At 52.1% G+C, this 14,655-nt stretch carries 11 protein-coding genes; 2 read left to right on the forward strand and 9 right to left on the reverse strand.

What is annotated here, in order from left to right; genetic code table 11:
• Positions 1 to 203: 203 nt before the first annotated feature.
• Positions 204 to 1,016, reverse strand: a complete 813-nt coding sequence (locus MHN28_RS18335) for a tetratricopeptide repeat protein (RefSeq protein WP_239344018.1) — start codon at positions 1,014 to 1,016, stop codon at positions 204 to 206.
• 1,948 nt (positions 1,017 to 2,964) lie between these two features.
• Here MHN28_RS18335 and MHN28_RS18340 point away from each other — a divergent pair.
• Entirely contained in the window at positions 2,965 to 4,443 is a 1,479-nt protein-coding gene (locus MHN28_RS18340; protein ID WP_239344019.1) for a DUF6880 family protein, read from the forward strand.
• Between the two features lie 405 nt (positions 4,444 to 4,848).
• Here the strand turns inward: MHN28_RS18340 and MHN28_RS18345 are convergent, their stop codons facing one another.
• From MHN28_RS18345 to MHN28_RS18355, 3 genes are all read right to left on the reverse strand, one after another.
• Positions 4,849 to 5,715, reverse strand: a complete 867-nt coding sequence (locus MHN28_RS18345) for a serine hydrolase (RefSeq protein ID WP_239344020.1) — start codon at positions 5,713 to 5,715, stop codon at positions 4,849 to 4,851.
• A 38-nt stretch (positions 5,716 to 5,753) separates the two neighbouring features.
• Positions 5,754 to 6,883, reverse strand: a protein-coding gene (locus MHN28_RS18350) for an IS3 family transposase (protein WP_239344021.1) whose coding sequence is annotated in 2 segments (ribosomal slippage) — positions 5,754 to 6,643 and positions 6,643 to 6,883 — 1,131 coding nt in all. Because the reading frame shifts where the segments join, the coding sequence is not laid out codon by codon here.
• A gap of 303 nt (positions 6,884 to 7,186) precedes the next feature.
• Positions 7,187 to 8,911, reverse strand: a complete 1,725-nt coding sequence (locus MHN28_RS18355; RefSeq protein WP_239344022.1) for a caspase family protein — start codon at positions 8,909 to 8,911, stop codon at positions 7,187 to 7,189.
• A 272-nt stretch (positions 8,912 to 9,183) separates the two neighbouring features.
• Between MHN28_RS18355 and MHN28_RS18360 the strand changes: the two genes are divergently transcribed.
• On the forward strand, positions 9,184 to 10,203 hold the full coding sequence (locus MHN28_RS18360) for a hypothetical protein (RefSeq protein WP_239344023.1): 1,020 nt from the start codon (positions 9,184 to 9,186) through the stop codon (positions 10,201 to 10,203).
• Positions 10,204 to 10,352: 149 nt separating this feature from the next.
• Here the strand turns inward: MHN28_RS18360 and MHN28_RS18365 are convergent, their stop codons facing one another.
• From MHN28_RS18365 to MHN28_RS18385, 5 genes are all read right to left on the reverse strand, one after another.
• Positions 10,353 to 11,453, reverse strand: coding sequence for a pentapeptide repeat-containing protein (locus MHN28_RS18365; RefSeq protein WP_239344024.1), 1,101 nt, complete (start codon positions 11,451 to 11,453; stop codon positions 10,353 to 10,355).
• Positions 11,454 to 12,446: 993 nt separating this feature from the next.
• Positions 12,447 to 13,439, reverse strand: coding sequence for a DNA/RNA non-specific endonuclease (locus tag MHN28_RS18370; RefSeq protein ID WP_239344025.1), 993 nt, complete (start codon positions 13,437 to 13,439; stop codon positions 12,447 to 12,449).
• A 56-nt stretch (positions 13,440 to 13,495) separates the two neighbouring features.
• A complete protein-coding gene (locus MHN28_RS18375; RefSeq protein WP_239344026.1) occupies positions 13,496 to 14,041 on the reverse strand; it encodes a hypothetical protein in 546 nt (181 codons plus the stop codon).
• The gene (locus tag MHN28_RS18380; RefSeq protein ID WP_239344027.1) at positions 14,041 to 14,403 is read right to left on the reverse strand and encodes a hypothetical protein; all 363 of its coding nucleotides are present in this window, start codon (positions 14,401 to 14,403) and stop codon (positions 14,041 to 14,043) included. The genes MHN28_RS18375 and MHN28_RS18380 overlap by 1 nt, the downstream gene beginning before the upstream one ends.
• A 54-nt stretch (positions 14,404 to 14,457) precedes the next feature.
• Positions 14,458 to 14,655, reverse strand: a 198-nt coding sequence (locus tag MHN28_RS18385) for a hypothetical protein (RefSeq protein ID WP_239344028.1), incomplete at its 5' end; no start/stop codon positions are given.

The following is a 14,655-nucleotide window of genomic DNA, read 5'->3' on the forward strand; positions in this document are numbered from 1 at the left end:
CGGCATGGTTTGCGCGCACTTCTATGGAGGCCGTATAACCGCCGTCGCTCGACGGAGCGACAGCGTAGATCTCTTTCAGGCGCTCAGGCGACGTACTGGAACACCCACTCAGGAGACACAGAACAGATATCGTGAATAAAAGGGGGGTTTTCATAACAGCTAAACCAATCTGAACCAACGAGAACTCAAAGCCTGAAAGCGCGCTACTGCGCAGCCTGACCCAGCGGCGTTGCTTCCCATTCGCGGGCAAAGCTCTGTGCTGCCTCCAGATCATCACGATCCAGCTGTGCATTTAGTGTATCTCGGAGAGCGCGAGCCTCGTCCATGCCACGCGCAGACGCCAAATTGGCATAGCCATGCGCTTTGATGAGATTCTGATCCACGCCGTTGCCTGACTGATAGGCTTTGGCCAGTTCAAAGAGCCCCAAAGGATTGCCAGCTCCTCCGGTGCGCGAGAAATTCTCAAAAGCGGTCTCATAATTCTGCGTTGCACCTGTGCCATCGCGGTAGGCCTGACCCAGATAATTGATTGCGGCCACGTGGTTCTGCTCTGCGGCTTGCCGCCAGTAGCTCACCGCCTTGTCTGCGTCCTGGTCGACACCTTGCCCATCCGCGAATAGTAATCCGCAATTGAACGCGCTATTGGCATCGCCGGACTCCGCAGCTGCACAAATCAGATCTGCGGCGCGCCGATAATCCTGCAAGACCAACTCACCATTCAGGTACATCAAACCAAGCCGGTTCTGCGCCAGCGCACTACCCTGATCAGCGGCCGCGCTATAGAGTTCGACAGCGCGGCGCATGTCGCGCTCAGTTCCCAGACCCATCTCAAACAAGCGCCCGATGAAGAACGCACCATCTGCGTCACCGCCGTCAAAACCAGCCTGAAACTCCTCGACTGCGCCCGAAACATTACCAGCTTCAAGGGCGGCAATGCCCGCGGGAACGTCAGCAAATGCAGCACACGCGATAGATGCAAAAACTACTCCGCCAAAAGCGGTCTTCAAAATACGCATTCCGTAACCTTTTGTTTATTTTATTAGCTTCTCGCTAACAAAGGTCACAGCACACGTTAAGGGGGAAAATCAGATCAAACTTCACTAAAAAGTTATGCACCTTTAGTCTGTGGCCGCAATGTGGCAACTCGCGTCGATTGGAGAGGTGCCCGGCCTGTTTGGCGCCACATTTGCAGCCATGAAAACAAAATGTCTGAGCTATTCAACTAAGCCGATTGCGAAGCTATGCGCAAATCTCAGGCTCAATTCGAATCATCCTTTCTTGTTCGTATCCAGTTCAAACCATGATGCCCAAAACTGCGAGCGTCTGTTCACCGATGTTCTTTTCGATACCAAAGGTAGAATTTTGCGGCATCAATAACCTGAAAAGGTAGCAGCAAAGCCATTGTGCAAAAGGAAATGATGAGAGTCCAATCAATAGGTCCTGCGGATGTACCAAACGGAAAACCTAATTCGATGGCCCCAAATCGCAACAGGTAGACCATTTTGAAACAACGCGAAAGGATTAAACGGAAAACAATCGAAACCAGGCGCTTGCTTCACCGCAAGTCCGCCGCATAATCACAACAACCAGTTGAGCCAGATCCTATCTTCGATCAGGCGGCCATATGTCCCAAAATCCCTGACGACGGACAGAGTGCCTACAACAGGATACAGGGACGCAGCAACGCGCAAGTCTATATTCACACAGCGTCTGAATAGCTCACTTCTTGGAGGCGCAGTTTGGGCTCATCGCGGACAATCTCTGCAGTGGGTTCAAACAGGTGCTTTCGAGCCCTAAGCCACCATCGATCAAGCCGCGCGCCTATGCAGGCGCGGTACGTCGCGAACCACGCTCATCCGCTCTTTGCAATCTAGTTCTGAATGTCTGGAATGTGCATTTGACGGTATGTATTGGCTTATCATATGGACAGTTACGCCCGCTCGAACTTGGCGACACCAGAGTACATCCAAGGATTATCTAGGGCTTTGTTCACACTCGAGGACTCAGGCAAAGATGTTTGCCGCGGTATCCAACCATTCCTCGTTGCGATGGTTCTACCTACAAAAACCGAAATAGCCTGCAACAGGTGACTATATCGTATCTGTAGTGACCACTCATTCAGTGGAAGCCATCATAGCAAGCCGAAATCTACGAGCCATTTTACAAAAGCCATAACAGCCAAGGTGGATACTGACCCCAGCAACATTGGCAGTAGCGCCACACGCCAGGTGGGTACTTTCGCTTGCTCTATCGATTGAACCAGGATTTTACGAACCATAACGGAGAGCTCTGCGTCTGAAGGACCTTTGGATATCGTCATCAGTATCGTCTCCCGAACCCCTGTCGAACATTTAATATGTGTATTTCCAAGCTGTCAGCTGAGTCAATTTGAGAAGGTAAACCGCTGCCTTCTGACGGCAGATCTCAGCGAGATCTCATTGCTTAATTGCTTTTGATATCCGGCAGCCGTTTGACGCCGAAGTAAAGGCAAGTTTCCAGCGGTTTGAACGCAGAACTCGATGTTCGACTTCAAAGAAGGGTGAGCCTGTTCCCTGTGTCTAATCACAAAAAAGGAAACTTTTCTTGGCGGCGAAGGCAGGATTGCCGCGGCAGCCAAAACAATTGGTTGTAACTACAAAGAGTTAACACTCCGAAAAGGCAAAATATCTCTGCATCTGACACAAGGTGTCAAATGCAGAGATATTTTGCCTTTTGACCAACTAACTTACCTTTCCGCCAACTAAAGTTACCTCCGGCTGCCTGAAGTGTCGCTAGTTCAAGTCTTAATTTTGAACGAACGGCCCCGTCCGGACGTTGTCCCGGCATTCGCATGCTGCATCGCAGCTTTCGCATTGCGGCCATTGGGTCTTCTTGCCGCATTTCACTAGTCGGACACCCAATACTTGCCCCCAGGATCTGGTCGGGGCACTTATTGGGGAAAGAGTTCACTAACGAGACCTGCTCATGGCGCGCAAACTTGCCCTGACCACTGACAAGCTGAAAGACCTTGGTGCCGACAAGCTCGCGCAACTGGTTATGGAAGAAGCCGAGCGCAACGCTGGATTCCGGCGGCAGGTCAAGGCGGCGCTGGCCGGGAAATCCGGCCCCGACGCCATCGCTAAGCTGATCGACCGGCGGCTGTCCGGGCTGGCGCGGGCAAAGAGCTTCATCGAATGGGACAAGGCCCGCGCCTTTGCCGAGGATCTGCGTAGCCTGACCGATACGATCACGTCTGAGCTTGGCCCTGCCGCCCCGGCTTTGGCCATAGACCGGCTGCTGCGCTTCATCGCTACCCATGAACAGGTGTTCGAACGCGTCGACGATTCCTCGGGCCGCGTGCAGGACGTCTATTATCAAGCGATCCATGCGACCGGTGATCTGGCGCATTGCCTGACTGCACCCGAAGCGGATCTGCTGCCCGAGAAGATTATGATCGCCCTTGGCGAAAGCACGCATGGCTATCTCTCTGACGTGACCGAGGCTGTGGCGGCGCATCTGCCGCAAGACAGCTTGGCGCGATGGGACGGCGATCTGAAAGACACCATCGCCGAGCGGCAAGTAGAGGACGCGGCGCGCAATTCGGATGGCTGGTTCTACTCCATGACCTCGCAATGGGCTGCGATGCGTCAGACCCTCGCCTCGGCGCGGGGGGATCTCGATCTGCTCATCGCACTGGAGTTCAAGAAGCCGCCGCATATGCAGGATACGCTGGGGATCGCTGCACAGCTTCTGGAGATCGGTCGCAGCGCCGAGGCGCTGGAGTGGGCGCGCAAGCCCGGGCGGCGCACCTTTGGGGAAGCTGATGATGGCCTGTCGCCAGAACGGGTCAGTCTGGAGGCGCGCATCTTGGACGCCACCGGCGACAGGTCGGCCGCACAGGCCCTGCGTTGGCGCTGTTTCGAGGCGCGGTTGTCCGCCGACATTCTTCGGGAACACCTCAAACAGCTGCCGGACTTCGAGGATATCGAGGTCGAAGAACGCGCCCATGCCTTCGCGTTGGAAAAGGCAGACCCCGAAGTGGCACTGCGATTCTTCCTGGACTGGCCACGACTTGAGTTGGCGGCAAAACTGATCACGACGCACCCACACCGCTGGGATGGAGGTGACTGGCACACCCTGCCTAAAGTTGCGGGCCTTCTGGAACACGATCATCCGCTGGCGGCGACGATCCTCTACCGTGCCCTTCTGGACAACATCCTCGACCGCGCACGCTCCAAGGCCTATGGGCACGGCGCAAAATACCTCGGAAAACTCGGCCTGCTGGCGGGCGAAGCGGACGCAATCCGCCCAAGCGGAATGGTCAACCATGCAATCTATCTTGCTAAGCTCAAAACAGCACATCCCCGCAAATCAGGATTCTGGGCACGTGTCGGAGATGGTGAACCGAAAAAAACACAAGCAAGTGGGGCCCGTCGCCCTGTGTGGATCAAAGATGATGGGTAACGGCCCTTTCCTGCCGTTGACTGACACCCATCATTGCTGCGGCAGCAGCCCGCTTTGCGGCCATTCGCTGCAAGTGCGAGCTCCGGGCTTCGTCAAACTCACACATCGCGGACGAACCCGCCTGATGCTGGCGCAGAGAAAATAACCTTGATTGCTCGACCGTAGCTCGGCAATGCCGGCGGCGGCGCAGCACGATTTCCCGAAACCGGACATTCAAATCGTGAAAATGGCCAAAACCCAATCCGGCCGTTCGCTGCGCTTCCGTTCTATGTCTCACTTGCGGACCAAGTGGTAGTTCAATTGCTGTGAAAAAGTGATTGATATGTTTTTTTGCGTTGCCTAGGCGGCGACCTGTACCGCAGACAAGTTGAGCGCGCCCTTTCTTTAGCTTTCGCCGAGAAGCGGTTATTGGGTCAGGTAAGCGATAATCGCGTCATAAGCGTTGATATTGTACTCGTCATAGTAGTTTGTTGACGATTCCGGCTGAGAGCTCTGTTTGACAATTGCTACGTCTCGGTCAATGTCGATGTAGATCCACTGCCCGTTTACACCAATTGCGTTGAAAGACTCTTTGCCGGGCGTATGACGAACCCAAAACTGAGCGCGGTAGTTCCAATCGCCACCGCCCATCACGCCGCCTGCGTCTGGGCCATTCGAGAATTTCTCAGTATCCGCACCATTCGAAAGCTTCTGGATAACCTCTTTTGGTACGACTTGCTCGGCTCCAACCATGCCGTCGTTGAGCATCATTATTGCGAAGCGGGCAAGATTGCGTGGAGTTGCGTTCAGGCCGCCGCCAGCAAATAGCGTGCCGTTTTTGTCCAGAAGAACATAGGTTTCGCCTTCCGCTCCGATTTTCGACCAGAGGTTCGTTAATTCATCCTGGAAAGACCGTCCTGTGGCTCGATTTGTGACCCAGTTCACAACATCGGTTTTTGGCGTCTGATAGTGGAAAATGTCTCCCTGCTCATGGGCTTCGTCTTTTGGAAGTGTGGCCAGGTAAGTGTAGACGCTGTCAGCAGGAATCTCATCCGCTGGGGCTTCTCTCAACCCAAGGACTTTAGAGTACTGGGTGATGCCGGAATTGGGGTCAGCATAGTCTTCAGAAAAGTCAAGCGATGCCGTCATATCCTCAACCTGCCCAAAGGTCGCGTCTCCAAATGCACCTGAACTCTCCAATTCCGGCACAAACTTTGTAACCGGGTCGTCCTCGCTCAGGTACCCGTTGGCAACAGCCATCAGACCGAACATCCCGGCGAAGGATTTCGTCACTGGACCTGTCGCATTTTAGTGCCGCCCCCTGTGCTCGTTTAAGCGACTTTCCGTTCGAAGGCGACAGGGCTTTTCCAGCCCAATGCTGAATGCCTTCGTCGCGGATTGTAGAACCCGTTGATGTATTCGAAGATGGCCAGCTCGGCGGCCCGTCGCGTTGGCCAGGACTGCCGCCAGATCAGCTCAGCCTTGATGGTTTTGAAGAATGTTTCAACTGCGGCGTTGTCATAACAATTGCCTTTGCCGCTCATCGATACCTGGAACCCATGCTGTCGCAGGAGCTTTTGATAATCGTGAGAACAGTATTGGCTGCCGCGATCCGTGTGATGAATACATCCTTTGGGCGGTTGCCGCAGTGCCACGGCCATCTTCAATGCCCGGATTGCCAGATCACGCTTCATCCTGTTGCTGACCGCCCAGCCGATCACCCGGCGTGAATGTAGGTCAAGGATCACGGCGAGGTAGAGCCAGCCTTCGCGGGTCCAGACATAGCTGATATCGCCGACCCATTTCTGGTTGGGGCGATCTGCGCGGAAGTCCCGGTTCAACAGGTTGGGCGCAATATTGAAAGCGTGGTTGCTGTCGGTCGTCACCTTGTATCTCTTGGATCGTTCGACGCGGATGCCATTCTCTCGCATCAGCCGACCGACACGGCGGTGCCCAACATTCAGGCCCAGTTCTTTCAACTCTTCCGTCATTCTCGGCCGCCCATAGCTGCCCAGGCTGAGCCGGGATTGTTCCTTGATATGGGCCAGAACAACCATATCGCTTCTCTGCCTTTGGCTGGCAGGTCGGCTGCGATAGGCCCGCAGGCCGCGAGAACTGACATCCAAAACTGCGCACATCCGATGAGCGCAAAAAGCGTCACGATGTTCTTCGATGAACCTGAATCTCATGGCTTTTGGCTCGCGAAGAACTGTGTTGCCTATTTTAAGATCTCCCTCTCCTCCTTGAGAATGCGGTTCTCCAGTCGAAGCCGTTCATTCTCACGGACAAGATCAAGGTCCTTATCGGACACAACATCCGTGTCGCGATGCGCTAAAATCCACTTATTCAAAGTCGATAGGCCAACGCCCAAATCAGATGCCACCTGCTTGCGTGTAAGTCCACTCTTTAGCGCGATCCGCACCGCATCAGCACGGAATTCGTCTGTTCGTTTCAGTCCCATAGTTCGTCTCCTTTGCTGCAATAAATGCTATCAAAGGAGCGGCATCAAACCGCGACAGGTCCACCAAGATGGACAGCACCGTCCGGTATCTGGGCGTTGAGCTTGAAGATGCATTGGCGATCTCTGAAGCTGTTGAAATCTGAGAGAGCGGGCCGTCTTCGCGGGCGGCCCATACCGGAACTTGAGCGCTGGCAAGAACGCTGCACTGCAGCTTTCCTGAACCGGACATTCATTCTGTGTACGCATTTCGATTCGTCAGGTGACTGAATCGCAGAACTTTCCGACCTATACGAATTGGTATCTTCACATGCCTGACGCTACGATGAACAAAAACACAAATAAAACTACAAACAATAGACCAATATAACTGCAGACACGCATGAACTTGTCCCACGCAGTTAGTGACTTCCATGGCCTTTTTTTCGGTGTCGCGGAGGTTTGAGTTTCTGAATCAGACATTTTGTTTTGCAAGGTGTCCTTTGTTTCACGCGCGCGCTGCTTGGCCGAGGTAATTGCCTCGTTTGCACCAGACATTAGATGAGCCCATTTCTCGCCGAATTTCACTGCATTTGAAGTTTCAGGCGGTGGCTGCTTCGACTGCTTTCGCGGCGTAGAAGTTTTGCTTACACTCAACCGTTCCCATTCATCGAAAAACAATCCTGGTTTGAAATCGTCAATTAAATGAGCTTCTAAAAGTCGAAAACGGCGACGCTGCACCGGGTCCATTTGGTCGAGATTCAGTTTTAACAATCCGGTTATCCGGTCCGACTGACTCTCCGAAAGGAGGCCCTCATGCTGCAAGTCGTTGACCTGCTTTCGTAAACGCCGAGCGAGGTCTCGATGTGGTTGCAAACCGGTTTTACGTAGGGTGACGGCACCACTGCCTGAAAAGTTGAATTTTTGCGGGCGCTGAAGGTGTTCAACCTGCATCATCTCTTCGAGGTAATCAAAAAGCTCGCGAGTATCGACTGAACCATCACCATTTCTGTCAGCCTCACCCTTCAATCCATCCAAGAGGTACTTGGTGAACACGCCGTGTCGATAGCTTTTTGCTTCCCGAGCGACTTGTGTGCTGGTGGCCGAAGTCATCACCAACGTGCGGCTGTTCGCCCCAAGCTCCATTTTGAGTTGCTCGCTCAGCGCCGAACGAGAGGCATCCTCCCCAGCTGCACCCGCGTAGCAGCAATCGAGTATGACCAATCGGAAGCGCGCCGCTGCTTGCTCAACAACATCGAGCAGGTTGCCGTATTTCAAAGCTGTTGAATGGACGAGATCTGAGCGCGTGTTGGTAAATGCCAAGTGTAACTTCTGGTTTCGCACTAAACCGTGACCCGCGTAATAGATCAGTAATAGATCGCTGCGCTGTGTCTCGGTGGTTATCCGTTCAATCGTTGTCAGCGCATCGGAATGGTTTCCTTGGGTTATCAATTCGACATGATCAAATTGTTCGCCAGTCTCACCCTGCAGCAGGTTGTGAAGCGCTGTAGCGTCGTTACGTGCATAGCTCAGATCGTCCAATTCAGGGTCTTCGAAATTGTCCATTCCGACGACAATTGCAATCTTCCGCTTTGTTTGACTGTGTTCAGTTTGCTTCTGAGGGGGATCGAAAAGCTCGATTGTAACGTCTAATTGATCAGTTTCAGCAACAGATTGAGACGAAGTTTGCGAGGCATCCGGGGCAAGCTTTGATAGGACGTTGAATACCTGCTCCTCACTGAAGTTTTTAGCGTCAAATGCGATCTCTGCGCCGCCTTCTGTACGCAATGCGAATTTGACGGATTTTTCTCGAATAACGTAAGCTTTCAAAACTTGGATTAACGACGACACAGCGGCTGATTGTCCAACTTCAATCCAGAGCTGGGGATCAAGCAATAACTCAAAGGCGCGCTCTCCAGGTGCGGGTTTGCGCTTTGCGCGAGCAGACCTGACCCCGGCCGCGTTGTTCAATTCACGATCAAGCTGCGCTACAAATGTCGACAGCGCTTCATCGTCTAGATCAGACGATTGAATATCCAACCTAATAGCCATGATATCTTACCCGACACAGCAAAAAAATTGAATACGATTGCCGTAACAGACAAAGTAACGATAGCAGAAATCTTGTTAAGTGTCCAAATGGCGACTGCGTACAAAATTCCCGTCACAGCAAACAAGTTGGCAATGCCACTGGGGCAGTTGAAGCCCGTAGCAGACTTCCACCGCCATATTAAGCCTCGCTTACGCCTTTCTAAACCGGTGCCGATCGCCCTGAATTGTGTTACGAATTTTAGTATAGATTTCGGCAACGCAAGAGGTCGGACGTGTCTAACCGTCGAGTAAAACTGCGTTATTTTGCCATCGCGTTGCTGCCGGTGGGCGTTTTTGGAATTCATGAGCTGATCCTTGGCCATCTGATCGCTTCGGACCTGGATGTGCCGCTAGAGATACTGAATGATGACAACACCTGGCTTGAGGCGGTTGGCCGTTTCCGGTTTCTTGCGGCCTCCTGGTTCTTTGCCGCCCTTGCCTTGCTACCGGTGGCGTTGTTAATCCGCAACTTGGTGCAACCCACCGCGCGGGGTACCAGAATTGGCGCCTGCTTTACCGCGCTGATCATCTTCATGCTAGCGCTGACACCCACGATCCAGCAGGCTATGGCATCAACCAACCCCCGGATTTACCATCAGGTCGGCAAGGCTGTGTTTGAAACGGCCTTGTCACGGGGTTCCTTGCCGGGGTGTTTGGAACCTGATGGCTTGTGGCTGCTGGGCAGGTGCGGGGATATTCCAGTGTTTTCGATGTTCAGACGGGTTCTGGACATCATCAACGCGCTGGCCGGGCTTGCCGTTGGTGCGCTGATTGCGGGAATGATCCTGTGTCTGGCCTCCAAAGACAGTGACGACGTCGAAGAAAATGCCGAGGAACTGGCACGGAACATGCACCAGATGCGACAGCAACTGTACCTGTCCAGCGTCATTCTGACCTTCGGCATGTTTTTCGCTACAAGCTGGATGTACTGGCCTATGCCTCTGATTCTGGATTCCGCCAAGGCCACCTACAGCTCATTGATCACCGCCTCGGCGCTGTTCACCGGAACCTATTTTTGTCTGTTGATGCTCAGTTTTTACATTCCGGTCGCTCTGATCCTAGACAGCCGGATCAAACGGCTGGCCCGCTTGGCCGGGCAGAGCGGGGCGACCGAAGCCATCTTCGACGTCGAAGACTGGAAGAAATCCCACGGTCTGAAGGAAGGCGCAGGCGAGGTCCTGCGGGCAGGCATTGCTTTGGCGGCACCAATACTAGCGTCCTTTGCCGGTGGCATCACACCATTCACGCATTGAAGCTCGTTCTTTTTACCGATCATGTCCTCAGACTGAAGCCCTTTCGCCGGTGTTGGTCTGCCGCCCAGAATATTCCTTAGGATAAAGTTCAGTGCCAGGGTGCGAGATGCATCAATTGCATAACCAAATTATTTGAACTCCGCTAAACCCTATTGCTGAGACAGCGCTTCGGCGGGGCATGCGGAAAGATCAAACTCTTCTATCCATAGATTGGCTGAGCTACACATCTCTATTTTGGTTTGGATGCTTAGCGCAGCGGTGCCGCGGCAAGGTTGCACCAACAGCATCTCCGTCAGTTTTCCCAAATCTCCATTGAATGCTATCACATCTCTGCGGGAAGCTCGCCTAATGATGCCAAGTGCGGTACCGCCGTGCTGATCGTTGTAGCACCCAAGCTCTGCAAGGAACTTGCTCAATTCGTCTGGGTCTGGTCTTTGGTCAGCACGCGCATTCCAGAAACTGTTTGGATTGTCGGAATTTGTGATTGTGATGTATCTCTGGTCAAAATTTCTCGGCTTTTCCTCCGGGGGCAATACTTGGTCAATTTCCGCGCCACGCATGTCAACGCCTGACAGATCTGCTCCAGAGAAATCAACTCGTATAAGATGTGCATTGGTGAAGTCGGCACCTCGAATATCTGTAATGTCCTCTGGATAGCTGCCGTTTCTCAAGAAGGAAGTCTCAGCAAGCATTGATCCATGAAAGTTCGAGCCAGCTAAACGGGTTCCTACGAAATGCGCCTGACGAATCTCGACACCTTCGAAGTTCACGCCATTTGCCGTGACGTCGATAAAGCGGGTATCATTCAAGTGTGCTGACTTAAAACTGGCCCTGTTGAGCGAGCTTCCTCTAAACTCGGCGCCGGTAAGGTTAGAGCAGTGTTTTTTATTCTCATTATCCACGCAGTTAAATTGACTTTGGTCCAGTGTTGCGCTCCAGAAAACTGCCCCTTGGAGCTGCGCGCCTGAGAAGTCCACATTTTGGAGCTCCACGTTCCAAAATGCCGCCTTCCGCAGGTCGCGGCCGACAAGCCTCACCGTGGCGGGCTTGGAAGCAAAAGCCGCGCTCCCTTCAATTCTGAGATTCCGGGCGAATAAGAATGCACCAGTATTTGAATTAATGTCGCTGTTGAAAAAGTTCTGCGTTACCGTCCAAACACTATCACCGCGCTCTTGGGTCTGGAAGTCGAAGCGGCCTGTCGACCTCATCCAGTTTTCCAATACACCATTTGGGATTGTTACTACGAACATTGAGAAACCAACGAGAATTAAGCTAAAAACTATGGCCTAGGCAATTGACTGTATCGGTGTCGCGACATCACGTAGTCGGGAATACTCCGCCCACACCAAACGAAGCAATTCTAACAACGTCTTTTTGGGGGCCTGCAACTCTCGGGAGTATTGCCCGTAGAGTGCAGTGACCATCATTGATGACACCCTTTTAACCTCTACGAATGGAGAGAAAAATGCCGGAAAAAACTTACCGCTGGGATGCAGCGTAGCTGGCCATAGCAACCAAAGGAAGGCAACGTCAGCAAGTATCAAGGTGCGGTGCCACCAAGTCACCCACTGGCTGTGGTACGGTAAGAATTTAAGCTGGAATATGAGCAGGATTAGAGCGGGTGCCGCGATCACCGTTACCAAAACTGCCGCACTTAGAAGAAATCGCGGCACGACACTCGCTACGTCACCGGTGATCTGCTGAAGCACAATAAAGGGATCGAGTTTCGCTCGGACCCGCCTGCGATCCGCTTCTACTCGGTACTCTCTCGTCAGAGTATCTCTAAAAACTGACACACGCCTACTAAGGAGGTACAATACAACGAGAAAATAAATATGCAGTGTCAGAAATAGGGTTGGTGCGATAACGAAAAAAGAAAATAGCGGTAGGCTAACGTCCAATACCGGAAGCGCGATGGCTTTATCGAATAACAAGTCATGATGCGTAATTGAAGCCAAGGTAACCGCAAGGAATGTGCCTAGAGACAACAATACGAGCCACGCCGACCTGGCACGTGAGCTTGCTTCGTTGACAGCCGAAAGCGCACTCTCGGTACTCAAAAGATTAGACATTGGGCCTCAAAATTACTTTTGATACTTTATCGGATCAGACCGCCTGTAGGATTGCAATGGCATAGTTTTCCGGAGTGATTGCGCTGGCATAAATTGCGCCTTCCAAGAGGGATATCGCACTACAGATACAAATGAAGACTCACTTAATCGTTCGCACCGCGATAATGTGCTTCAATGCCAAGGTGTCGCAATACAACTTTCTTCAATTATGTCTTCGCGTCTTGAATACTGACGGGTCAGAAAGTCGATGTTTGTAAGCTTTTCGATGACATCAATAGAAACCCTATGTAGCTCAAGGTACTGGTTATTGTCCAGATCCTTCAGAGGCTTATCCTTGTGCGTCTCTCGATGGTCGTAGTTTCCCATTAAGAATGCAAACGCTTCATCTTGATCAATCTGGTAGACTATCTTGAACATACCTGCGGGGATCGTGACACCGGTCGGTGGAATGCATTCTTTTGCGACATTGTTGTCACTGTCATTTTCATCACAGATTTTGGCCTTGCCATGTTTCTGAAAGCCCGGCAGACGAATTTCGATTCCGCAGGCGTTCTGATTTTCGGTGACCACCGTCTCCTTGCCATCAGGCGGCATTGGAACGGGGCCTGTGATAACGATCATCTCGTGCCCATTCATCGCCAGATCTTGGATGTAATCTTCTAGGTATCGCCAGTAGCTGCCATTAAAGCCGTCCTGAATTTGCGGCACCGCATTGGAGAAATAGAAAGTGTCTTCCATATGTTCGAATTTTGCTTGAAAATCTGCTGATGCCGCCAGATGACCACGCGCAAATCCTGAGCTGGTGTACTCTGCATTCTGTGCCACACGATCCGTTTTTACTCGGTTTTCAACTTTCCAATTCTTCGGTCGATTATTATCCCCGCAGACGACGGATCGGTTCAACTTGGCCGCGACATAGATAGCGGACTTGGTCCTGGGGTCATGGTCCAGGCACAACCGGTCTGAGCACACGCGCTCGAACGTGCCTTCATCAAAAGGCGGATCTAGGTGAGACAGATCGGGGAAACCCACTGTTTGGTCAATTTCCTCTGCTATGTCGAATGTTTCTTGCGGAGGGCAGGGGCTATTATCTGTCTTAGCCGCCAATTGTGGCGCAAATGGTAAAGTACAGATGGCAAGGATTAGGGGGCGATAGGCTCCCAACAAACACTTGCGAGACCTCATCTCTTTAGACGAATGGGGTGCGACCTGATGCAATATCATTCCCCGTTTTTGACTGGCTCAATTAGGTCTTCGGCTTCAGCTTCCAACTCTTCCGCTTTGCGTCTGAGTTCCTTTGCTTCGGCCACTTTGCGTTTGGATGCATCTTCCGGCGTTTCAGGTTCCCGGATGGTGCTCGTGGCCTTGCCCACCAGGAAGCCCGTGCCGCTTAAACCAATCAAAACAAGCACACTGTCAGGAATTTTCACGAATTGTCCGGCCTCAATCGAAAGCATCAAGAAAAGACCGGCAACGACGAAGGTAAACACCAGAAACTGAAACCGCGACAGAGATGCTTTGGGATTTCCTTCTGCATCTGAAGGCCCCTCTCTGGGCTCAGAAATGATCCCGGAGAGGGAGATTTGCCCGGTGCCTATCTGGTAGAGCACGCCAGCGGCGAACAAAACAATGATGGTGCCGAAAATGATAAATCCTATCAGAGCGATATCGACCGCTCTTATGCCGGATAAAACTGCATAAGCTGCGAGCGCAAAGACGGCAAACATGACCAAAACGCTTACAATAATACCTCTTAGTCCAGTCATTACTGTCGTCCCCCATTTGGTTGAAATACGCGAAAGATCTTCCCCGTTATGAAACTGGCTTGGGCTCCAAAAAAAATATATAAAAATTCCTCCGGAACCTCGGGCATCCAATAGCCGTTGTCTGGGTGCTTCAGTTCCGATAGGGGCAAAGTTAAGGTCTGAATTGTGTAGTAAAACGCAAAACCAATTGTCACTAGAAATAGCGGGACACGTTCAGCATTGATAAAATCAGCGCCATTGCAGTAGAGCAGGCCCTTTCGAGGCGCGGTTGGTTTGAACAAACTTTTGGCGACCAAAAAGCTCAATAAACCAAGCCAGATGATCAAAAACCATTCGAACCAATGGACCACATAACCGATCATGGGAGTACAATTGATTAGCCAACGAATGGTGAGGATTCTAAGAAAACCCCTATCTCATTGCAAGACCCCGATCAAATCCCTCCAAGATTGCTCACACGCAGGATGCCATTTCACATTTATGGTTGGTGACCTGAGCCCCTGAATCTCCTCCAGTTTTGTGTAGAGTCCGCCCAACTTAAGGACGGACAAATGAAGACGAGATTCACCGACGAACAGATCATCCAGATGATCAAGGAACAGGAAGCAGGCGAG

Source organism: Ruegeria sp. Ofav3-42 (genome assembly GCF_022347725.1).
GTDB lineage: Bacteria > Pseudomonadota > Alphaproteobacteria > Rhodobacterales > Rhodobacteraceae > Ruegeria.